General features: G+C 74.8%; 23 protein-coding genes. 7 read left to right on the top strand and 16 right to left on the bottom strand.

Annotated elements, in window-relative coordinates:
- Positions 1 to 17 precede the first annotated feature (17 nt).
- Both Ae505Ps2_RS12155 and Ae505Ps2_RS12150 read left to right on the top strand, forming a co-directional pair.
- Positions 18 to 1,004 (top strand): D-2-hydroxyacid dehydrogenase, encoded by a 987-nt coding sequence (locus tag Ae505Ps2_RS12155; protein WP_075308175.1) that lies wholly within the window; start codon positions 18 to 20, stop codon positions 1,002 to 1,004.
- Positions 1,001 to 2,413 (top strand): amidase, encoded by a 1,413-nt coding sequence (locus Ae505Ps2_RS12150; protein WP_086002320.1) that lies wholly within the window; start codon positions 1,001 to 1,003, stop codon positions 2,411 to 2,413. The genes Ae505Ps2_RS12155 and Ae505Ps2_RS12150 overlap by 4 nt, the downstream gene beginning before the upstream one ends.
- Positions 2,414 to 2,487: 74 nt before the next feature.
- On the opposite strand, the gene tatB is transcribed toward Ae505Ps2_RS12150, so the two are convergent.
- From tatB to sigE, 4 genes are all read right to left on the bottom strand, one after another.
- Entirely contained in the window at positions 2,488 to 2,925 is a 438-nt protein-coding gene (tatB, locus tag Ae505Ps2_RS12145) for a Sec-independent protein translocase protein TatB (protein WP_075308177.1), read from the bottom strand.
- An 18-nt stretch (positions 2,926 to 2,943) separates the two neighbouring features.
- Positions 2,944 to 4,521: a trypsin-like peptidase domain-containing protein gene (locus tag Ae505Ps2_RS12140; protein ID WP_075308179.1), complete on the bottom strand. Its 1,578-nt coding sequence runs from the start codon at positions 4,519 to 4,521 to the stop codon at positions 2,944 to 2,946.
- Between the two features lie 119 nt (positions 4,522 to 4,640).
- The gene (locus tag Ae505Ps2_RS12135) at positions 4,641 to 5,294 is read right to left on the bottom strand and encodes a zf-HC2 domain-containing protein (RefSeq protein ID WP_075308181.1); all 654 of its coding nucleotides are present in this window, start codon (positions 5,292 to 5,294) and stop codon (positions 4,641 to 4,643) included.
- The gene (sigE, locus tag Ae505Ps2_RS12130; protein ID WP_020626064.1) at positions 5,291 to 5,932 is read right to left on the bottom strand and encodes an RNA polymerase sigma factor SigE; all 642 of its coding nucleotides are present in this window, start codon (positions 5,930 to 5,932) and stop codon (positions 5,291 to 5,293) included. The genes Ae505Ps2_RS12135 and sigE overlap by 4 nt, the downstream gene beginning before the upstream one ends.
- Positions 5,933 to 6,087: 155 nt before the next feature.
- Between sigE and Ae505Ps2_RS12125 the strand changes: the two genes are divergently transcribed.
- The gene (locus Ae505Ps2_RS12125; protein WP_075308183.1) at positions 6,088 to 6,720 is read left to right on the top strand and encodes an O-methyltransferase; all 633 of its coding nucleotides are present in this window, start codon (positions 6,088 to 6,090) and stop codon (positions 6,718 to 6,720) included.
- A 34-nt stretch (positions 6,721 to 6,754) separates the two neighbouring features.
- Here Ae505Ps2_RS12125 and glgC read toward each other — a convergent pair whose 3' ends face one another.
- Positions 6,755 to 7,990 (bottom strand): glucose-1-phosphate adenylyltransferase, encoded by a 1,236-nt coding sequence (gene glgC, locus Ae505Ps2_RS12120; RefSeq protein ID WP_051050304.1) that lies wholly within the window; start codon positions 7,988 to 7,990, stop codon positions 6,755 to 6,757.
- A 146-nt stretch (positions 7,991 to 8,136) separates the two neighbouring features.
- Between glgC and glgA the strand changes: the two genes are divergently transcribed.
- Positions 8,137 to 9,300, top strand: a complete 1,164-nt coding sequence (gene glgA, locus Ae505Ps2_RS12115; protein ID WP_075553626.1) for a glycogen synthase — start codon at positions 8,137 to 8,139, stop codon at positions 9,298 to 9,300.
- A gap of 82 nt (positions 9,301 to 9,382) precedes the next feature.
- On the opposite strand, the gene Ae505Ps2_RS12110 is transcribed toward glgA, so the two are convergent.
- The 8 genes from Ae505Ps2_RS12110 to dapE all read right to left on the bottom strand — a co-directional run bounded on the left by Ae505Ps2_RS12110 (position 9,383) and on the right by dapE (position 14,988).
- Positions 9,383 to 9,550, bottom strand: a complete 168-nt coding sequence (locus tag Ae505Ps2_RS12110; RefSeq protein WP_010241564.1) for a DUF3117 domain-containing protein — start codon at positions 9,548 to 9,550, stop codon at positions 9,383 to 9,385.
- A gap of 174 nt (positions 9,551 to 9,724) precedes the next feature.
- Entirely contained in the window at positions 9,725 to 10,351 is a 627-nt protein-coding gene (locus tag Ae505Ps2_RS12105) for a DNA-3-methyladenine glycosylase I (protein WP_075308187.1), read from the bottom strand.
- Between the two features lie 4 nt (positions 10,352 to 10,355).
- On the bottom strand, positions 10,356 to 10,919 hold the full coding sequence (locus Ae505Ps2_RS12100) for an SRPBCC family protein (protein ID WP_337819610.1): 564 nt from the start codon (positions 10,917 to 10,919) through the stop codon (positions 10,356 to 10,358).
- Complete coding sequence (locus Ae505Ps2_RS12095) at positions 10,894 to 11,256, bottom strand: DivIVA domain-containing protein (RefSeq protein ID WP_020626070.1); 363 nt, start codon at positions 11,254 to 11,256, stop codon at positions 10,894 to 10,896. Before Ae505Ps2_RS12095 ends, Ae505Ps2_RS12100 begins: the two co-directional genes overlap by 26 nt.
- Entirely contained in the window at positions 11,232 to 12,302 is a 1,071-nt protein-coding gene (locus tag Ae505Ps2_RS12090; protein ID WP_083695578.1) for a glucosyl-3-phosphoglycerate synthase, read from the bottom strand. Before Ae505Ps2_RS12090 ends, Ae505Ps2_RS12095 begins: the two co-directional genes overlap by 25 nt.
- Positions 12,303 to 12,306: 4 nt before the next feature.
- On the bottom strand, positions 12,307 to 12,903 hold the full coding sequence (locus Ae505Ps2_RS12085; RefSeq protein WP_075333002.1) for a TIGR00730 family Rossman fold protein: 597 nt from the start codon (positions 12,901 to 12,903) through the stop codon (positions 12,307 to 12,309).
- Positions 12,903 to 13,685 (bottom strand): TIGR00730 family Rossman fold protein, encoded by a 783-nt coding sequence (locus Ae505Ps2_RS12080; protein WP_043280539.1) that lies wholly within the window; start codon positions 13,683 to 13,685, stop codon positions 12,903 to 12,905. The genes Ae505Ps2_RS12085 and Ae505Ps2_RS12080 overlap by 1 nt, the downstream gene beginning before the upstream one ends.
- A gap of 229 nt (positions 13,686 to 13,914) precedes the next feature.
- Entirely contained in the window at positions 13,915 to 14,988 is a 1,074-nt protein-coding gene (dapE, locus tag Ae505Ps2_RS12075) for a succinyl-diaminopimelate desuccinylase (protein ID WP_233147725.1), read from the bottom strand.
- 479 nt (positions 14,989 to 15,467) lie between these two features.
- On the opposite strand from dapE, the gene Ae505Ps2_RS12070 reads away from it, so the two are divergent.
- Genes Ae505Ps2_RS12070 through Ae505Ps2_RS12060 form a run of 3 tightly spaced genes read left to right on the top strand, consistent with a single transcriptional unit; the run spans position 15,468 to position 18,153 of the window.
- Positions 15,468 to 16,172 (top strand): helix-turn-helix transcriptional regulator, encoded by a 705-nt coding sequence (locus tag Ae505Ps2_RS12070; protein WP_075308193.1) that lies wholly within the window; start codon positions 15,468 to 15,470, stop codon positions 16,170 to 16,172.
- An 11-nt stretch (positions 16,173 to 16,183) separates the two neighbouring features.
- Positions 16,184 to 17,119 (top strand): 2,3,4,5-tetrahydropyridine-2,6-dicarboxylate N-succinyltransferase, encoded by a 936-nt coding sequence (dapD, locus tag Ae505Ps2_RS12065; RefSeq protein ID WP_075329826.1) that lies wholly within the window; start codon positions 16,184 to 16,186, stop codon positions 17,117 to 17,119.
- A gap of 53 nt (positions 17,120 to 17,172) precedes the next feature.
- Complete coding sequence (locus tag Ae505Ps2_RS12060) at positions 17,173 to 18,153, top strand: CHAD domain-containing protein (RefSeq protein WP_075308195.1); 981 nt, start codon at positions 17,173 to 17,175, stop codon at positions 18,151 to 18,153.
- Between the two features lie 10 nt (positions 18,154 to 18,163).
- Here Ae505Ps2_RS12060 and Ae505Ps2_RS12055 read toward each other — a convergent pair whose 3' ends face one another.
- The 3 genes from Ae505Ps2_RS12055 to fdxA form a co-directional block, all read right to left on the bottom strand.
- Complete coding sequence (locus Ae505Ps2_RS12055) at positions 18,164 to 19,351, bottom strand: MFS transporter (RefSeq protein ID WP_075312342.1); 1,188 nt, start codon at positions 19,349 to 19,351, stop codon at positions 18,164 to 18,166.
- Between the two features lie 233 nt (positions 19,352 to 19,584).
- Complete coding sequence (dapC, locus tag Ae505Ps2_RS12050) at positions 19,585 to 20,688, bottom strand: succinyldiaminopimelate transaminase (RefSeq protein ID WP_075553625.1); 1,104 nt, start codon at positions 20,686 to 20,688, stop codon at positions 19,585 to 19,587.
- Entirely contained in the window at positions 20,685 to 21,011 is a 327-nt protein-coding gene (fdxA, locus tag Ae505Ps2_RS12045) for a ferredoxin (protein ID WP_075308199.1), read from the bottom strand. Before fdxA ends, dapC begins: the two co-directional genes overlap by 4 nt.
- Positions 21,012 to 21,069 lie beyond the last annotated feature (58 nt).

The following is a 21,069-nucleotide window of genomic DNA, read 5'->3' as shown; positions in this document are numbered from 1 at the left end:
ACCGACAGGATCTCCCGTTGCCGGTTTCCGCTGGTCAGGACCCGATCACCGTCGCCGTGCTGCACGGCGGGGAGACCCCGCCCGGCCTCGAGCGCCACGCCGGTGACGCACGTCTCCGCTTCGCCGCCGACGCCGACGGGCTCGCCGCCGCACTGCCCGGCAGCGACGTGCTGCTCACCTGGGACTTCACCTCCGACGCCGTCAAGGACGTCTGGGACGCCACCGACACCTCCGCGCTGCGCTGGGTCCACACCGCCAGCGCCGGCGTCGACCGGGTCGCGTTCCCCGCCCTGCTCGCCTCGGGCGCGACGCTGACGAACTCCCGCGGCGTGTTCGACCGGCCCATCGCCGAGTTCGTGCTCGGCGCGGTGATCGCGTTCGCCAAGGACACCGCCCGCTCGCTCGCGCTGCAGCGGGAGCGGACCTGGCGCCACCGCGAGACCGAGACCGTCGCCGGGAAGGTCGCGACGGTCGTCGGGAGCGGGCCGATCGGACGCGCCGTCGCCGACCTGCTGGGTGCGGTCGGGATGCGGGTGCGGCTGGTCGGCCGGCGCGCCGCGGACGGTGTGCACGCCTTCGACGAGCTGCCCGGCCTGCTGCCCGACACCGACCACCTGGTGCTCGCCGCTCCGCTGACCGACGCGACCCGCGGGATGCTGCACTCCGGGACGATCGCCCTGCTGCCCGAGCGGGCCAGGGTCGTCAATGTGGGCCGGGGCGCGCTCGTCGTGCAGGACGACCTGACCGACGCGCTCGCGACCGGGCGGCTCGCCGGCGCGGCGCTGGACGTGTTCGAGGTCGAGCCGCTGCCCGCGACCTCGCCGCTGTGGGCGATGGAGCACGTGCTGCTCTCCCCGCACATGTCCGGTGACGTCGTCGGCTGGAAGGACATGCTCGTCGAGCTGTTCGCCGACAACCTCGCGCGCTTCCGGGACGGCCGGGAGCTGCGCAACGTGGTGGACCCCGAGCGCGGGTACGTGAGCTCATCCGCAGGAAAGGTGTGACTGCTGTGACGACTGCAGACCTCAGCGCGACCGAGCTGCTGGCGGGCTACCGCAGCGGCGAGATCTCGCCGGTGCAGGCCACCCGGGACGCGCTGGAGCGGATCGAGGCGCACGACGGCGCGGTGAACGCGTTCTGCCTGGTCGACCCCGACTCGGCACTGTCGCAGGCCAAGGACTCCGAGGCGCGCTGGCAGGCCGGTGAGCCGGTCGGGCCGCTCGACGGCGTGCCCACCTCGATCAAGGACATGCTCCTGACGATCGGCTGGCCGACCCGCCGCGGCTCGACGACGACGTCGCCGGACGGGCCGTTCGAGGTCGACGGCCCGCCGGTGGCCAGGGTCCGCGCCGCGGGTGCGGTGCTGATCGGGAAGAACACCACCCCGGAGCTGGCGTGGAAGGGCGTGACCGACTCACCGCTGACCGGCGTCACCACCAACCCGTGGGACCCGACGAGGACGGCCGGCGGCTCGTCCGGCGGCTCGGCGTCGGCCGTCGGGCTGGGGATGGGACCCCTGTCGCTGGGCACCGACGCGGGCGGCTCGGTCCGCATCCCGGCCGCGTTCACCGGGACCGTCGCGCACAAGCCCACCTACGGCCGCATCGCGCACTACCCGGGCTCGGCGTTCGGGACCCTGGCCCACGTCGGCCCGATGACCCGCACCGTCGAGGACGCCGCGCTGCTGTACGACGTCGTCGCCCAGCCCGACACGCGGGACCCGTGGGTGTTCGACGTGCCCCGTGAGTCGGCCGTCGAGCGGCTCGCCGGCGGCGCGGCGGGTCTGCGGATCGCGTTCTCCCCCACTCTCGGGTTCGTCGACGTCGACCCGGAGGTGGCGGCGCTCGTCGCCGAGGCGGTCGCGGTGTTCGCCCGTGAGCTCGGTGCGACCGTCGAGAACGCCGACCCCGGTTTCGCCGACCCGATCGAGCCGTTCCACACGCTCTGGTTCGCCGCCGCCGCGAAGTCCCTGGAGCCCATCGGCGCCGAGGCCAGGAAGGCCATGGACCCGGCGCTGGTGGAGATCGCCGAGCAGGGGGCCCGGGTCTCGGCGCTGGACTACCTGGGCGCGATGGCCGTGCGCAACGAGCTGGGGACGCTGATGGGCGCCTTCCACTCCGAGTACGACCTGCTGCTCACCCCGACCCTGCCGATCACCGCGTTCGAGGGCGGCCGGGAGGTCCCCGAGGGCTGGCACGACCCGCGCTGGACGTCGTGGACGCCGTTCACCTACCCGTTCAACATGACCCAGCAGCCCGCGACCTCGGTGCCGTGCGGCTTCACCTCCGCCGGTCTGCCGGTGGGTCTGCAGGTCGTCGGACCGCGGCACGCCGACGCCACGGTGCTGGCCGCCGCGCACGCCTACCAGCGCGCGACCACGCACCACCTGCGCCGGCCGCCGCTGCTGGGCTGAACCGACCCCGTCCACGACGACGGCGCCGCACCCCGGCCGGGGAGCGGCGCCGTCGTCGTAGGGAGGGGCCGGGGTCAGGTCGCGTCCGGGTCCACCGGGGGGCGCTCGTCGGCGGCCAGCGGTGGCTGCGGCGGACGGACCGGGGCCGGGGTGCTCGCCGCTGCCCCGCCCAGGGCTGCGGCCCCGGCGGCGCCGGCACCCGGGCCCGGGGCGAACCCGTTGGGCTTGACCGGCGGGGTGGCGGCGTCGTCGGAGAACAGGCTCCGGGTGATCGCGGTCCGCGGGTTGAGCGAGCGCAGGCTGCGCAGGTCGTTGAGCGGCTGCTGGATCTGGTCGAACTCCGGGCCCAGCTCCTTCTTCAGGTGGTTCTGGGCGCCGCTCGCGAACTCCTTGACCTGCCGGACCGCGCGACCGACCCAGGCCGCCGCCTCGGGCAGCCGTTCCGGGCCCAGGATGAAGAGCCCCGCCACGACCAGGACGAGGATCTCCGGCATGCCGATGTTCTCGAACACGACGCCAGCGTACGGGTACTAGCGCTGCCCGAGCGTCACGGTCACGGTGAGCGGTCGTCCCTGACGGACGAGGCGGACCGGGACCTGCTCGCCGGGTGAGTGCTCGCGGACGGCGACGACCAGCTCGTCGGCACTGGCGATGGGGCGCCCGGCGATGTCGACGACGACGTCGCCGTCGGCGATCCCGGCCGCGGCCGCCGGTCCCCCGGCGACGACGTTCTGCACCTGGGCGCCGTCGGTGGCGCCGTCGGTGACCGAGCGGGAGTTGACACCGAGGTCGGCGTGCGCGACGCGGCCGGTGCGGATGAGCTCCTCGGCGATGGCGCGGGCGTCGTCGATCGGGATGGCGAAGCCGAGGCCGATCGAGCCGCCCTGCCCGCCGGACTGGGCGCTGTCCGCGCTGCGGATCGCCGTGTTGATGCCGACGACGGCGCCGGTCGCGTCCACCAGCGGGCCGCCGGAGTTGCCGGGGTTGATCGCGGCGTCGGTCTGCACCGCGTCGATGACCGCGTCGCCCGCGCTGCCCTCCGGGTCGAGCCGCACCGGGCGATCGACGGCCGACACGATCCCGGTCGTCACCGTGCCGGCCAGGCCGAACGGCGACCCGATCGCGATCACCGCGTCGCCGACGGCGAGCTCGCCGGAGCGGCCGATCGCGGCGACCGTCGGGTTCGCGACGGGCACCTTGACCACCGCGAGGTCGGTCATCGGGTCCGCCCCGACCACGGTGGCCGGGACCCGGGACCCGTCGGAGAACAGGGCCTCGATGGTGCCCTGGCCCGGCCCGGTGGCGGGCGCGACGACGTGGTCGTTGGTGAGTACGTAGCCCGCGGGGTCGATCACGACGCCGGAGCCGTTGCCCGCCTGGTTGCCGACGGTCACCTCCAACGAGACGACCGCGGGCAGCACCCGCGAGGCGACCTCCGACACCGAGCCGGGCGGCCGTTCACGAGCCGGCTCGGTCGCGCTCAGCACCGCTCCGGGGCTGGTCAGGGCACCCGCCGCGGTCGCGGACCAGTACCCGACCAGTCCGCCCGCCGCGCCGACGAGCAGGGCGAGGACGCCGAGCAGCGCCAGCGCGCGCGGCTGCACCCGCCTGCCGAACAGGACCTCGCGGACGCTGAGGCGGGGACCGTCGGGGCGAGGGCCCTCCGCGGGGGCGGCGCCGTCGCCGGGGGGCGGGGCGGCGACGACCGGCGTGCCCGGGTCGCGCCACGGGTCGCCGGCCGAGCCGCCGGGCCAGAACGGGTCCTGCTCGGCGCTCTGCTCACCCCCACGCAGCGCGTCGCCCGACGCACCGGGCGGGCGTTGCAGACCGCCGGCGGGCTCGCCGTCGGATGTGCGGTCCGGCCGGCCGAAGGCGCGAGCGACGGCGGCGGTCGGCGGGGGCGCGCTCGGCAGCGACCCGTTCGCCCCGAGGTGCGACGACGGCGGCGCGAACGAGCTGTCGACGCCGTCTGGGCGGCCGAACGCCGCCCGTTCGCCGGGGTCGGTCGCCGGACGGTCCAGCGGGCGGGGGCGCAGTCGCGGCGGGGCGGAGCCGGGCGCGTCCGGATCGGCCGCGCCGTCCGGGCGTGCGCCGCGGTCGTCGCTCACCGGGTCACCCCGGAGCCCGGGGAGACTGCTCCCGACGATCGATCAGCCGGCACGGCGTCCACCCAGTACACCCGTACAGCCTGCCCGGCGGGCGGTGAAGTCGGTGTATCGGTGACGGGTCAGGGCGTCGGGGAGAGGCCGGCGTCGCCGGTCGGGGTGGCCGAGGTCGTCGGCGACAGCGACGCGCCGGTCGAGCCCGCCGTGGTGCTGACCGCCGGGACGGCCGTCCGCCGCGACGAGGCGGGCACCGGGGTGGCCGCGAACCGGGCGACGGCCGCGGCACCCGGGCCGGGCACGGTCGGCGCGGTCGGGGTGCCGGTCGTGGTGGGGGGCAGACCGAGCGCGAGTGCGCCGAGCGCCAGCCCGGACACGGCGGCGCCGGTGCCCAGGCGTACGCGTCGCGACCGGCTGGCGCGACGGCCGTGGTCGCCCTCGACCGGTGCCGGGCGCAGCACCGACACGAGCTGGCCGTCCGGGGTGAGCGAGAGGCCCGCCGGCGGCGGGGGCAGCTCGGTGTCCTGCGGGATGGCGCGCAGCGCCGACATCAGCGACGGCGGGAGCGTGGGGGCGTCGGCCGCTCGCAGCGCGGTGCGGGCCCGCCGCTGCTCGGCGACCTCCACCGCGCAGTCGGGGCAGCGCTCGAGGTGGCGGGCAGCACGGTCGTGCGGACCGGCGGCCAACTCGTCGTCCACGAAGGCGACGACCGCCTCGAGCGTCAGATGCGTCTCCCCCCAGTCCGGGGGGACGACCTGGAAACGCCGTCGCTCGGTCACGGCACCAACTCTGCCACCGGACCACGGTCGGATGCCACCGGCTGCTCCTCCGCAGCCGCCGCACGGTGCCGCTCCAGCGACGCCCGCAGCGCGGTCCGGCCTCGGTGGATGCGGCTGCGGACGGTGCCGAGCTTCACCCCGAGGGTCGCGCCGATCTCCTCGTAGGACAGGCCCTCGACGTCGCACAGGACGACGGCGACCCGGAAGTCCGGGGGCAGCTCGTCCAGCGCGGCCTGCAGGTGCGGGTCGAGGTGGTTGATCGCGAAGACGGTCTCGGGCTCGGGGCCACCGCCCGGCAGGCGGTCGGTGTCCTCGGGCAGGCCCTCCATCCGCAGCCGGGCGCGGCGGCGGACCATGTCGAGGAACAGGTTCGTGGTGATGCGGTGCAGCCAGCCCTCGAAGGTGCCCGGCTTGTAGGACGCCAGGGACCGGAACACCCGGATGAACGTCTCCTGGGTGAGGTCCTCGGCGTCGTGCTGGTTGCCGGACAGGCGGTAGGCGAGGCGGTAGACGCGGTCGGCGTGCTCCCGGACGACCTCGTCCCAGGTGGGCGGGGTCCAGTCGGCACCCTCACCGGGGCGGGTACCGGCGGCGGCGTCCCGGAACGGGGCGTCGTCGGTTGCGCGAGGGGCGGACATCGGGGCGGGGCACCTCCGTGAGTCGCGACCGTGTCGTGGAGTCGATCGGCCGCGAAGCTTCGTTCGTTGCAGCACAGCCTGCCTGCCACCCATGAGGAGGATGTGAAACCCGTCTGAGAGAAGTCTGTGAAATCGTCCGGCGATAATCTTGTTCCATGAGCACACCCGCGGGGGCGGCCGCGTACGCCGATGGCTACCTCGCCGAGGACGACGCGTGCGGCGAGGCCCGCGCACTGGGCACGGCGGCGGGCGCGCACCCCATCTCCGCGGCGGGCGGGGCGGCACTGTCGGTGCTGGCCGCGACGATCTCCGCGCGGGCCGTGGTGGAGATCGGGACCGGGGCCGGGGTGAGCGGGCTGTACCTGCTGCGCGGCATGGCCGGTGACGGGACGCTGACGACCATCGACGTCGACCCGGAGCTGCAGCGCTCGGCCCGGCGGACCTTCCTCGCCGCCGGGTACGGGCCGGGGCGGGCCCGGCTGATCAACGGGATGGCGCTGGAGGTGCTGCCGCGGCTGACCGACGGCGGCTACGACCTCGTCGTCGCCGACGCGGTCCCGGCCGAGTACCCCGGCTACCTGGCCGAGGCGATCCGGCTGCTGCGCCCCGGCGGGATGCTCGTGCTGGAGGGGGTGCTCGACGGCGGCCGGGTCGCCGAGCCCGGCGCCGAGCACGGTCCGGGCACGGCCGCGCTGCGCGAGACCGCCGCCCTGGTCCGCGACGATGAGCGCCTGCTGTCGGCGCTGCTGCCGGTCGCGGACGGGATGCTCTGCGCGGTCCGCAGGTGAGCGGAGCGAACGCGGCATCCACACCGCAGGTAGCTCAGTGGGCGGTGACGCCCTTGCCCAGGACCACGACGCCGCCGTTGGAGACCGTGTAGCGGCTGCGGTCCAGGTTCAGGTCGACCCCGATCAGGGCACCGTCGGGGACGACGACGTTCTTGTCGAGGATCGCCCGCCGCACCACCGCGCCCCGGCCGATCCGGGCGCCCGGCAGCACGACCGAGTCCGAGACCTCCGCACCGCCCGACACCGACACGTTCGGGCTGATCACCGACCGGCGCACGATCGCCCCAGAGATGATCGTGCCCGCGCCGACGATCGAGTCCTGCGCGATGCCGCCCTCGACGAACTTCGCCGGCGGCAGGGCGGGCACCGCGGTGCGGATCGGCCAGCGCTGGTTGTAGAGGTTGAAGATCGGGTGCACCGAGACGAGGTCGGTGTGCGCGTCGTAGTAGGCGTCGATGGTCCCGACGTCGCGCCAGTAGCCAGCGTCCCGTTCGGTGGCACCGGGCACGACGTTGTCGGCGAAGTCGTAGACGTGCGCCTCACCCTTGGCGACCAGCGCCGGGATGATGTCCCCGCCCATGTCGTGGTCGGAGTCGGCGTTCGCCGCGTCGGCCTTCAGCGCGTCGAGCAGGGCCTCGGTGGTGAACACGTAGTTGCCCATCGAGGCGAACGTGACGTCCGGGTCGTCGGGCACGTGCGGCGGGTCGGACGGCTTCTCGAGGAACTCGGTGATGCGACCGGACTCGTCGGAGGCGATGCAGCCGAAGGCCTTCGCCTCGGCCCGCGGCACCCGGATCCCCGCGACGGTGACGCCCGCGCCGGACTCGGCGTGCTGGGCGATCATCTGCGCCGGATCCATCCGGTAGACGTGGTCGGCGCCGAACACGGCGATGTACTCGGGCTGGTCGTCGTAGACCAGGTTGAGGCTCTGGAAGATCGCGTCCGCCGAGCCGGTGTACCACCGCCGGCCGAGCCGCTGCTGGGCCGGGACGGTGGTGATGTACTGGTCGAGCACCGACGACAACCGCCACGTCGTCGAGATGTGCCGGTCAAGCGAGTGCGACTTGTACTGGGTCAGCACGCACAGCCGGTCCATCCCGCAGTTCACGAGGTTGGACAGCACGAAGTCGATGAGCCGGTAGTTGCCACCGAACGGCACCGCCGGTTTGGCGCGGTCCGCAGTGAGCGGCCAGAGCCGCTTCCCCTCACCGCCCGCCAGCACGATGCCGAGAACCCTGCCGGGAAGACGTCCGGGCGCGGTCGGTCGCATGGCGTGAACACTAGTGGCCGCTCGGTGGTGGGGCCATACGTCCGGCCGCGCCGTGTGCGCCGTGCGCGACCCCGGGCACGACCGGACCGGATCGGGCGCACGAACTCCTCGCGCGGCGTCCGGGCGCCCCGGTAGCGTCCCGGCCCGTGCGCGTCGGCCTTCTCACCCGTGAATACCCGCCCGCCGTCTACGGCGGTGCCGGAGTCCACGTGGGACATCTCGTCCCCGCCCTGCGGGAGCTCGTCGACGTCGACGTGCACTGCTTCGCCGAGCCGGGCAGCGACGCCCCGGCCGACGCCCGCGCACACTCCGCGCCGCCGCTGCCGGACGGGGCGAACGCCGCGCTGACCACGCTCGGCGTGGACCTGTCGATGGCCGCCGAGCTGGAGCGCTGCGACGTGCTGCACTCCCACACCTGGTACGCCAACATGGCCGGCCACATCGGCGGCCTGCTGCACGGGCGCCCGCACGTGGTCACGGCGCACTCGCTGGAGCCGCTGCGGCCGTGGAAGGCCGAGCAGCTCGGCGGCGGGTACCGGCTGTCGTCGTGGGTGGAGCGGACCGCCTACGAGGCGGCGGACGCCGTCATCGCGGTGTCGCACGGCATGCGCCGCGACGTGCTGAACGCCTACCCGGCGATCGACCCGGAGCTGGTGCACGTGGTGCACAACGGCATCGACACGCAGTTCTACGCGCCCGACCCGGCGCGCGACGCGCTGCTGGCGCACGGCGTCGACCCGGACCGGCCGCTGGTGGTGTTCGTCGGGCGGATCACCCGGCAGAAGGGCCTCGGGCACCTGGTCGCGGCGGCGCACCGGTTCGACCCGTCGGCGCAGGTCGTGCTGTGCGCGGGCGCCCCGGACACGAAGGAGATCGCGGCCTCGACCGAGCGGGCGGTGGCGGAGCTGTCCGCCTCGCGCGAGGGCGTCGTGTGGATCCAGCGGATGCTCGCCACCACCGAGGTCCGCCAGCTGCTGTCGGCGGCGACGGTGTTCGCGTGTCCCTCGGTCTACGAGCCGCTGGGCATCGTGAACCTGGAGGCGATGGCCTGCGGGACGGCCGTGGTCGCCTCCGACGTCGGCGGGATCCCGGAGGTCGTCGACGACGGCGTGACCGGCCTGCTCGCGCACTACGACCCGGCCGACACCGCCGCGTTCGAGGCGGCGCTGGCCGACGGGGTCAACGCGCTGGTCGCGGACCCGCAGCGGGCCGCGACGATGGGCGAGCGGGGCCGGGAGCGCGCGGTCGCCGAGTTCGCCTGGGCCGAGATGGCCCGTCGGACGCTGGAGATCTACGAGTCGGTGGCCTGAGGCCCGTCGCCGGGACCCCCGGAGACGACGACGGCGGGGCCGGTCTCCCGGCCCCGCCGCGTCGTGTCCGTGTCGTCTACTGTCAGCCGACGGTCGACTTCAGCGCCTCACTGAGGTCGGTGGCCTCGTCCGGGGTCATCTCGACGACGAGACGCCCGCCACCCTCGAGCGGGACGCGCATGACGATGCCCCGGCCCTCCTTGGTGACTTCCATGGGCCCGTCGCCGGTGCGGGGCTTCATCGCGGCCATTCGTCCGTCCTCCGTCAACATCCACAACTGTCGTTTCCCCGGGTGCGCGCTCGGGGCGCGCGCCGACCCGTGAGACCACATTGTCCCTCATCACCGGCGTCGAGGTGCAACCGAGGCGATCACGGCTCGGGAGCGATACCCGCGGCGTTCACGCAGCGCAACGGCCCGGCGACCCTACGACGACCCCGGTCCGGTACCCCGCGGGCCCTCCGGGAGGGCCCCGGCCCGCCAGCAGTACGCGACGTGGTCGTCGACCAGACCGGTCGCCTGCATGAGCGCGTAACAGGTGGTGGGGCCGACGAACCGGAAGCCGCGCTTCTTGAGTGCCTTCGACAGCGCCGTGGACTCCCGGGTGGAGCCGGGGACCTCGGACAGCGTCGCCGGACGCGGGTGCGCGGCCGGGTCCGGTGCGTAGGACGCGAGGAACGCGCCGAGGTCGTCGCCGGCGTCGGCCATGTCGAGCACGGCGCGCGCGTTCGCCACGGTGGCCTCGATCTTCTGCCGGTTGCGCACGATCCGGGCGTCGCCGAGCAGGCGGACCACGTCGTCGTCGCCGAAGCGGGCGACGGTCTCCGGGTCGAAGCCGGCGAAGACCTCCCGGAACGCGGGGCGCTTGCGCAGCACGACGATCCAGGACAGGCCGGACTGGAAGCCCTCCAGGGTGAGGCGCTCGAACCACGCCGCGGTGCCGTGGACGGGCCGGCCCCACTCGTCGTCGTGGTAGGCGACGTAGTCGGGAGCCGAGAGCGCCCAGTCGCAGCGGCCGCGGTCGTCGGGAGGCGTGATCGCCGGCGTCGTCATCGGGTCACCGGCCCGCCCGGTAGCGGTCCTCGGTCGCCTCGGCCATCCGCCGCAGCGAGTGCGCGACCCCGGCCCGGAACGCGGGACGCACCAGCGGCCAGCCGAACCGGCCGAGCGCCCCCAGCGGCAGGTCGAGCAGCTCGGTCCACAGGAACCGCGACCGGGCCGGGCCGAGCTCGACGACGACGAACACGCCGTCGCCGCGGATCACGGTGCCGGTGTGGGTCACGACGATCCGCCGCTGCCCCGTCGTCCCCACGGGCGATTCGGTCCACTCGGTGACCCGCATCGTGTCGGCGACGCCGAGCGGCCCGACCCCGGTGACCGCGCGCAGCTCGGTGCCGACCGAGCGGCCGTCGCCCGCGGTGATCTCGACGGTGGTGCCGAGCATCCAGTCCGACTGGCCCTCGAGGTCGGACACGACCTCCCACAGGACGTCGGCGGGGACGTTGACGTCGACCGGGACGGTCAGCTCCACCCGGCCGCCGCCGGCCGGCCGAACGCCCGGGGCCCGGTCGCCGACCCCGCCTGCGGTCCCGCGGTCACCACTGCTGTCGTTGCCCGTCACCGGGGTCCTCCTCGGCGCGCATCCGCGCGATCGTCGCCTCCAACCGGGCCACCCGGTCGGCGAGCTCGTGCCGGTCGGACCGGACCCGGTCCAGCTCGCCGGCCAGCCGGTCGAGTACCCAGTCCACCTCGGCCATCCGATATCCGCGCAGCACCTGCTGGAAACGCAGGTCGCGGACGTCGGCGCCGGACACCTCGCGGGCGGGCAGCCGGGTGGGCGTCGCGTCCGGGGCGAGCGGGGCGAGCTCCTCCCCACGGCCGAAGACCGCGGCCGCCAACACGAAGACCAGCGCGGCGACGCCGGCCAGGACGATCACGTACGCGAGGGCGGTCCCCATGCCGCCATCACATCACGCCGGTCCGACGACGGGTCCCACCCCACGCGGGCGGCGGGCGCGACCACCGGCTCGGCGGACCCTCCGTCGCGCACCCGCCCTGGTGGGGGCCGGTCCACCTGACGCAGCGGACGGGTTTCGGCGCGCCATCCCGTCTCCATGCCGTGGCCGGGACGGGCGTCGTCGGAGCCGACGTCGTCGGGGAGGAACGCGGTAAGGCCGGCACCGGAGTCGTCGACCCCGCACCGGGACAGGGCCGTGGCGAGGACCTCCCGGGAGGTGTGGCCGAGCTCGTGCAGCGGACGGTTGCGGTGCCGGCGCACGCCCAGGTCGGCCTGTGCGATGGCCGCGGTCCCGCCGACGACGGTGTCGGAGTCGGTGTCGAGCAGCAGGCCGATGTCGACGCCGTAGCCGGTCGCGAACGGGAGCCGGTCGAGCAGCTCCCGGGTCGCGGCGTACTCACCGCCGATGGGCTGGCGGACGTGCCGCAGCCCGGGCCGGAGGGCGGCGAGCAGGGGGCGGGCGAGCAGCTCGGTGACACGGCCGCCCTCGTGCCCGCCCGCGTCGTCGCTGCCGCCGGGGCCTACGGAGCCGCCGGGGCCGGTCAGCGGCCGCCGGTGGTAGCCCTTGACCAGCGCGGTCCCGGGCCGGGTGAGCAGCGGGGCGAGGAGCCGTTCGACGAGCTCGGGGTGCGGGTCGACGAGGTCGGCGTCGACGAAACAGACCAGGTCGGCCGGGCGTGGCCCGCTCCCCAGAGCGACCACGGCACGCCACATCGCCTCGCCCTTGCCCGGCAGCACCGGGACACCGGGCACCGCCCGTTCCCGGCCGAGCACCCGAGCCCCGGCCGCGGCGGCGCGCTCCGCGGTGCGGTCGGTGCTGCCGGAGTCGAGGACGACGAGGTCGTCGACCAGCGGGGGGTCGCCCTCGCACAGCCGGGTCAGCCCCGCGACGAGCGGACCGACCGTCGCCTCCTCGTCCAGGGCGGGCAGGACGACGGCGACGCGACGGCCGTCCTTGCGGGCGGCGAGCCGAGCGGCGAGGGGCATGGGCTCAGACGAGCGGACGGGCGCACTCGTCGAGCGCCACGCCGGCCAGCGCCGCGGGGTCGGCCGGGGCGGCGTCGTCACCGCGGACCTGCCGCAGCCGCTCGATCGGGGCCCGCGAGGCGAACCCGCGGTCGACGAGCCCGGCGACCCACTCGACGAGGCCGTCCCAGTGGCCGTCGGGGTCGAGCAGCACGACCGGTTTGCCGTGCAGGCCGAGCGTCCCGGCCGTCCAGACCTCGAACAGCTCCTCGCAGGTCCCGATGCCGCCGGGGAGTGCGAGGAACGCGTCGGCGCGGTCCTCCATCTGCTGCTTGCGCTCGCGCATGCTCTCGACGACGAGCAGCTCGTCGCTGTCGTGGTCGGCCCACTCGCGCTCGACCATGGACCGCGGGATGACCCCGACGGTGCGGCCGCCACCGTCCCGGGCGCCGGCCGCGACCGCGCCCATCATCGACTTGCGGCCCCCACCGGAGACGAGCGTCCAGCCGCGGGCGGCGACGGCACGGCCGACCTCGCGGGCGAGGGCGAGGTAGTGCGGGGCGACGCCGTCGGAGCTGGCGCAGTAGACGCAGACGGCGAACCCGGGCTCCGGACCGGCCATCAGTGCGTCTCCTCCCAGGCGTGGTAGGCCTCGTTGACCACGTCGACGGCGTCGTCGATGTCGTCGGTGACGTGCAGCAGGTCCAGGTCCTTCTCGCTGATCTTGCCGTCGACCAGGACGGTCCTGGCGATCCAGTCGTAGAGGCCGCCCCAGTAGTCGCTGCCGAGCAGTACGACCGGGAACTTGGTGACCTTCTTGGTCTGGACGAGAACGAGCGCCTCGAACAGCTCGTCGAGCGTGCCGAACCCGCCGGGCAGACAGACGAACGCCTGCGAGTACTTGACGAACATCGTCTTGCGGGCGAAGAAGTAGCGGAAGTTGATCCCGAGGTCGACCCACGGGTTCAGGCCCTGCTCGAACGGCAGCTCGATGCCGAGCCCCACCGAGAGCCCGCCCGCCTCGGAGGCGCCGCGGTTCGCGGCCTCCATCGCGCCCGGACCGCCCCCGGTGATCACGGCGAACCCGGCTCCGGCGAGCCGCGCCCCGAGCTCGCGACCCAGCTCGTACTCCGGGGAGCCGACCTTCGTGCGGGCCGAGCCGAACACGGTGGCCGCGCGCGGGAGCTCGGCGAGCATCCCGAACCCCTCGACGAACTCGGCCTGAATGCGCAGCACCCGCCACGGGTCGGTGTGCACCCAGTCCGCCGGGCCGCGCGAGTCGAGCAGCCGCTGGTCGGTGGTGGTCGGCTCGATGCTGCGTTCGCCGCGCAGCACCACCGGGCCTCGCTGCTTCTCGGGCTGCTTCTCGTGCAGCGTCCGGGGATCGGCGTTCTCGTCGGCCATGGTGATCACGGTATTCGGGCGGCGACGGCCGGGCCGCGCCGGTGGGGTCGTGGGCGGTGTCGGGCGGCCCGACGGGGTGACCCCAGCAGTGTCGGCAGCAGTGTCGGCAGCGGTGTCGGCACAGCGTCGGTGCGGTGTCACCCGGTGCGGTGTCACCCGGTGCGGGCCGTCCGGCGGGCTTCGGTCAGACAGTCTCCGACCAGGCGAGCTCCGACCAGGCGAGCTCCGATCAGGCGGAGTCGCCCGCGAGGTAGCGGCGCAGCACCGCGGTGCAGGCGGTGATCGCGTTCTCGGCGACGTGCTCCTCGCGGGTGTGGGCGAGGTTCGGGTCGCCGGGCCCGTAGTTGACCGCCGGGATGCCCAGCGCGGCGAAGCGCGAGACGTCGGTCCAGCCGTACTTCGCCCGCGGCACCGCCCCGGTCGCGGCGACGAACTCCGCGGCCGCCGGTGCGGACAGGCCCGGCAGCGCACCCGGCGAGAGGTCGGTCACTACGAGCGGGAACCCGTCGAACACCTCCCGGACGTGCGCGACGGCCTGCTCGGCGGACCGGTCCGGGGCGAACCGGAAGTTCACCGTGACGACGCACTCGTCGGGGACGACGTTGCCCGCGACCCCGCCGCCGATCCGCACCGCCTGCAGCCCCTCGCGGTACTCGCAGCCGTCGATGTCCACCCACCGCGGCCGGTAGGCGGCCAGCCGCGACAGGATCTCCGCGGCCCGGTGGATCGCGTTGTCCCCCAGCCACGAGCGCGCCGAGTGCGAGCGCCGCCCCGCGGTCCGCAGCTCGACGCGCAGGGTGCCCTGGCAACCGGCCTCGAGCGCACCGTCGGTGGGCTCGCCGAGGATCGCGAGGTCGGCGTCGAGCCAGTCCCCGTGCTCGCGCTCGATGCGGCCGAGCCCGTTGCGCTCCGCCTCGATCTCCTCGCAGTCGTAGAAGATCAGGGTGAGGTCGTGCCGCGGCGCGGCCAACGTGGCCGCGAGGTGCGCGAACACCGCGTCGCCGGACTTCATGTCCGAGGTGCCGCAGCCGTGCACGATCCCGTCGGCACGGCGCGACGGCACGTTGTCCGCGATCGGCACCGTGTCGATGTGCCCGGCCAGCAGCACGCGGTGCGGACGCCCCAGGTTCGTGCGCGCGAGCACCGCGTCACCGGACCGCAGCACCTCCAGATGCGGCGCCTGGGACCGCAGCGCGACCTCGAGCGCGTCGGCGAGCCGCCGCTCGTCCCCGGACACACTGGCGATGTCGACCATCGCAGCGGTCAGGGTCACCGGGTCGGACGTGAGGTCCAGCGCGGGCAGCGTCGTCGTCACCGGCGCGACGCTACCGACCCACCAGGACGGCCCTCCACCAGGACAGCCCTCACCCGCGACCCGCCCGCCCCCCGGGAGCCCCGGACCGGTCCCGCGCGTCGCCGGGTCGGTGCCCCGGGCCGCCGCCGCGCCGCCGGGGAGGGCTCCTCGGTCGTCGCTTTGCTCTGCTCACCGATACGCAGCACGGGCCCACGAGCGTCTCGCACGTCCCTGCCGCTGCCGGGCACGACCGGCGTTGCGAACGGTTTCCGGCCGCCTCCAGGGGCGACCCCGGGGCGCCCGCTGCGTATCGGTGAGCAGAGCAAAGCGAGGCACGGACGACCACCGCCGGGACGGCCGCCCGGGCCGCGGGCGCTGCGTCGCCCGTTGCCGGAACCGCTGACGGGCGGTTGTCCACAAGCGGGCGAGTTGTCCACAGGTTCGCAGGTCACCGGTGCATCCCGGGCTCGTGGGCGCAGGGTCGGTGCATGGACATCATCGAGGGCGACCGGTTGCCCGAGGAGCCGCCGCCGGCGCCGGTCGACGTCGTCGTGCCCGATCTGTCCGGGCTCGTCCGGCGGGTGCGGCGCAGCGCGGACCTGTCACAGCGGGAGCTCGCGGAGCGGACGGGGCTGGCGCCGTCGACCATCGCCCGGATCGAGAGCCGGTCGCTCGCGCCGGCGCTGGACACGCTGGCGGCGATCCTGGCGGTCGCGGGGCTGCGGATGGTCGTCGTGGACGCGGAAAACCGGCGAGTGCCGCCGATGGAGGACCCGCCGGGTGACCTGCGTGACGGGGCGGGCCGCCGGTTCCCGTCGCATCTGGACGTGATCCTCGATCCGCTGCCCGGTGAGTGGTGGGGCGACCGGTACGGCTGCGCGCGCCCGCCGGAGACGTTCCACCGGGATCGGGCGCTGCGCGATGCGATGCGGCGGCGCAGCGTGTGGGAGGTGCGGGTCGCGCAGTTCCGCACCGCGCCGCCACCGCCGACGGTCGAGCACTGGATGGTGCTGCAGGCCCGGTGCCGGGCGTGCGGGCGGCTCCCGGACCCACCACCGCCGCCGTTCGCGCCGGCCGCGGTGCTCCGCTACCTGCAGGCCGCCGCGGTGCTGCTCGCGGTGCGGGCGGCCGATCATGCCGACGTGTCCCGGCGCACCCACCGCGGCGTGCCGTGGGCGACGGCGGGACGGTAGGTTCGGGGCCCGTGAGCACCGAGTACCGCCGCGAAGGCGCTTCCGGAACCGGCCTGGCCACGGTCACGACCGACGGCACCGTCCTCGACGTCTGGTACCCGGCTCCGGTGCTGGGCGGGGACGCGTCCGACAACGGTGCCGAGCTGCAGCCCCTCGTCGGGACCGACGAGCTGCGTGAGGTCCGCACCGAGGTCGTGCGCACCGAGATCCGCTCGCTCGCCGACGCACCGGCCGACGCCGCCGACGTCTACCTCCGACTGCACCTGCTCAGCCACCGCCTCGTCCAGCCCCACCAGGTGAACCTCGAGGGCCAGTTCGGGCTGCTCGCCAACGTCGTCTGGACCAACCACGGCCCGTGCCCGGTCCCCGGGTTCGAGCTCACCCGGGCGAAGCTGCGCGGCCGCGGTCCGGTGACCGTCACCCACGTCGACAAGTTCCCGCGGATGGTCGACTACGTGATCCCCGCCGGCGTGCGGATCGGTGACGCCGACCGCGTCCGGCTCGGCGCGCACCTGGCCGAGGGCACGACCGTCATGCACGAGGGCTTCGTCAACTTCAACGCCGGCACCCTCGGCGCGTCGATGGTCGAGGGCCGGATCTCGGCCGGGGTCGTCGTCGGGGACGGCTCGGACGTCGGCGGCGGTGCCTCGATCATGGGGACGCTGTCCGGGGGTGGCAAGGAGGTCATCTCGATCGGCCGCCGCTGCCTGCTCGGCGCGAACGCCGGCCTGGGCATCTCCCTCGGCGACGACTGCGTGGTCGAGGCCGGCCTCTACCTCACCGCAGGCACCAAGGTCACGCTGCCCGACGGCAGCACCACCGCGGCACGCGAGCTGTCCGGCCGCAACGGGCTGCTGCTGCGTCGCAACTCGGTGTCCGGCGCCGTCGAGGTGCTGGCCCGCACCGGCGACGGCATCGCCCTCAACGCCGCGCTGCACGCCAACTGACGGCCCGGCAGCGGTTCACGGCGGAACACCCACAAGAGCAGGACGGCAGGGACATGGTGGGTACGGACGGGGCTGCGCAGCCTCCGGGGAACGACCTCTACGGCGCCGCGGACCTCGGTGAGCCGCTGACCGCCGGGCCGCAGGACCCGGCGGTGGCGCACGTCCGTGCGCTCCTGGACAAGCGGCTGCGCGCGATGCTGCGGCACGAACCCGGTGTACGCGACGGGTCCGACATCGAGGACCTGCACCAGATGCGGGTCTCGGTGCGGCGGATGCGGGCGGCGCTCAAGGCCGCCCGCCCCCTGCTCGATCAGACCTGGGCGGACCTGCTGCGGGCCGAGCTCGGCCGGCTCGGCCGGGCGCTCGGCCCGGTGCGCGACCTCGACGTGATGATCGACCGCCTGCGCGGCGAGGTGTCCACGCTGCCCCCGGCCGAGCTGGCCGCCGGTGAGCGGCTGGTCGCGGTGCTGGAGGCCGACCGGGTCGGTGCCCGCGCCGAGATGCTGGACGAGCTCGACTCCGACCGGTACGCCGCACTGCGTCGCTCGCTGGTCGAGGCCGTCTCGGCGCCGCTGCCGGAGCCGCCGGCGGAGGTCGCCCGCCCCGAGCTGATCGAGCTGGTCCGGGCCGAGACCCGCAAGCTCGTGAAGGCGGTGCGTCGCGCCGGGCCGAACCCGCCGGACATGACCTTGCACGACCTGCGGATCCGCACCAAGCGGTTGCGCTACACCGGTGAGCTCGTCGAGCCGGCGATGCGCGACGAGGACGGGTCCCGCACCGAGGACGCCCGCCAGGTCCGGCGGATGCTCAAGGCCGCCGCCGGGCTGCAGGAGGTCCTGGGAGACCACCAGGACGCCTGCGTCGCCGAGCACCGCATCCGCGCCCTGCTCGACGAACTGGGCCCCGGACCCGACGCCCACGAGGTCTTCGTCGGCGGCCGGCTGGTCGAGCGCGAACGGGCCCGCGCCGAGGCGCTGCGCGAGCAGTGGTGGGCCGCGTGGGAGCACCTGGCCGAGCAGGCCGAGGTCCTCTGAGCCGGACCGCTCAGCGCGGGCGGTCCCCGATCCGGACCACCGCGACGCCCTGCAGCCCGGCACCGATCAGGAGCAGCCCGATCGCGGGCGGGAACCCGGCGGCGTCGATGACCACCCCCATCACCAGCGGCCCGATCCCGGCGCAGAAGTAGCCGATCCCGAGGCCGAACCCGCTGACGGCGGCGCTGCGGGCCGGGGTCGGCGTGCGCCAGGCGATCACCGTCAGGCCCAGCGGGAACCCCGCGCCGACCCCGATGCCGATCAGGACCGCCCACAGCCACGGCAACGGTGAACCCGGCGCGGGGGCGAGCAGCACCCCGAGCGTCCCCGCGGCGGAGCTGAGCACGGTCAGGGCCGCCCAGAACCGCCACCGGCGTCGTCGCTCGGCCGCGGCCGGGAACAGCAGGGCCGCCGGGATCTGCGCGATGCCCCACACCGCGAGAAGGAGCCCCGCTGCCTGCGGTGACCAGCCCTGGGACTCGTAGAACGGGGACAGCCAGGTCAGCCAGCCGTAGAAGATCGTCGACGAGCCCGCCAGGTAGCAGGCGATGCGGCGGGCGAACGGGTCGTGACGGACCCGGACCTCCTCGGCGACCGACGGGCCGTCGTCGGTCGTTCCCCGCGCGTCCGGGGTGTCCGGGCGGGCGCGACCGATCCGGCTCGCCACCGGTGCCCACACCGCGACGGCGAGCACCGCGGGCACCGCCCACACCGCGAGCGAGAAGGACCATCCGCCCAGCGCGACGGCCAGGGGCACCGCGACGGCGGAGGCGACCGTCGCGCCGATCATCATCGAGACGACGTAGGCGCCGGTCACCGCGCCGGCCCGCTCGGCCAGGTGCTCCTTCACGACCCCGGTGAGCAGCACCCCGGACACCCCGATGCCGAGCCCGACCAGCACCGAGCCGCCGACCAGGGCCGGCAGTGCCGCCACCGACCGCAGCAGGCTGCCGACCCCGATCGTCGCCACGGCGACACCCAGTAGCCGTTCACGGCCGACCCGGGTGGCGACGGCGGCCGCGCCGAACGAGCCCGCCGACATCATCAGCACCGCACCGGCCTGGACCAGACCCGCCGCGCCCGCCCCGATCCCGAGGTCGGCGCGGGCGGTCTCCAGCAGGGGCGGGTAGCCGGCGAGCCCGGCCCGCAGGTTCACCGCGAGGGCGAGCACCCCGAACAGGACCAGTGCCGGTCGCACGGCCGGGTGCCTCCCGACCGGTCGCCCCGACCCCGGACCCGGGTCGCGATGCGCGGCCGGCCCGGAGGCCGTGCCGGGACCGGACGACGCGGACGGGTCGGCGCCACCGGGGTTGCAGGGACGCGGTGCCTGCATTCGACGGCTCCTTCGCCTGCCGGATCGCTGCACCGGCGTCGTGACTGATCCGCCGATCCTCTCCCGGGTCCTTGCCTATCGCAACGACAGTCGGGGGTTCAGGCGGTCCCGAGCCGATCCACGGCGGCGTCGATGCGCTCGTCCGGCGCGGTCAGCCCCACCCGGACGTGCCGGGCGCCCGCGGGCCCGTAGAACTCGCCGGGAGCGACAAGGATCCCCAGACCGGCGAGCCGGTCCACGGTGTCGCGGCACGGCTCGTCCGCGCTCGCCCACAGGTAGAGCCCGGCCTGCGAGTGCTCGATCGTGAGCCCGGCCTTCTCCAGCCCGGCCCGCAGGCGGGTGCGACGGGCGTCGTAGCGGGCGGCCTGCTCGGCGACGTGCGCGTCGTCGGAGACGGCCGCCTCCAGAGCGGCCTGCACCGGACGCGGAACGATCATGCCCGCGTGCTTGCGGACCTCCAGCAGCCCCGACACCAGCGCCGGGTCCCCGGCGACGAACCCGGCGCGGTACCCGGCCAGGTTCGACACCTTCGACAGCGAGTGAACCGCCAGCAGGCCGGTGGAGTCGCCGGCGCAGACGTCGGGGTGCAGCACCGAGCGCGGCGCCGGCTCGGCGTCGCCGGGCAGACCGAGGTAGCACTCGTCGGAGGCGACGACCGCGCCCCGCTCCCGGGCCCAGGTCACGACCTTGCGCAGGTGCTCGACCGGCAGGACCCGGCCGGTCGGGTTCGACGGCGAGTTCAGCCAGACCAGCCGGACCCGTGCCGGACCGGCGGCGGTGAGGCCGTCGGAACGGACGTGCTCGGCCCCCGCCAACCGGGCCCCGACCTCGTAGGTCGGGTACGCGAGCTCCGGGATGACGACGGTGTCGCCAGCGCCGAGTCCCAGCAGCGTCGGCAACCAGGCGACCAGCTCCTTCGAGCCGATCGTGGGCACCACCGCGGCCGGGTCGACCCCGGGCACGCCGAAGCGCCGCTGCAACGAGGCGACGACCGCCTCACGCAGCGACGCCGGGCCGTGCGTCGTCGGGTAGCCGGGCTCGGCGGCGGCCGGCCCGGCCAACGCCTCCCGCAGCACCCCGGGGACCGGGTCCACCGGGGTGCCGACCGACAGGTCGACGATGCCGTCGGGGTGCGCCGCCGCGCGCTCGCGCGCGCCGGTCAGCGAGTCCCACGGGAAGTCGGGGAGGTCGAGCCTGCTCACTCGTCGTGTTCCTGCGGGGGCAGGCTCTTGGCCGGCTCCACGTCACGGTCGACCTTGCCGAGCTTCGACGCCCCGCCGGGCGAGCCCAGCTCCTCGAAGAAGTCCACATTGGCCTTGGTGTAGGCGGCCCACTGGTCGGGGACATCGTCCTCGTAGTAGATGGCCTCGACCGGGCAGACCGGCTCGCACGCACCGCAGTCGACGCACTCGTCGGGGTGGATGTAGAGCATCCGTCCACCCTCGTAGATGCAGTCCACCGGGCATTCCTCGATACACGCCTTGTCGAGCAGGTCGACGCAGGGTTCGGCGATCACGTAGGTCACTTCGGTGGTCCTCCACTCGGAGCAGCGGGCACCCGGCGATCATGTGGTGGTGGGGTGC

The sequence above is a fragment of the Pseudonocardia sp. Ae505_Ps2 genome (assembly GCF_001932425.1).
Taxonomy (GTDB): domain Bacteria; phylum Actinomycetota; class Actinomycetes; order Mycobacteriales; family Pseudonocardiaceae; genus Pseudonocardia.
Note: the sequence above shows the minus strand (reverse complement) of the source record. Positions and strands in the feature narration are given on the sequence as shown.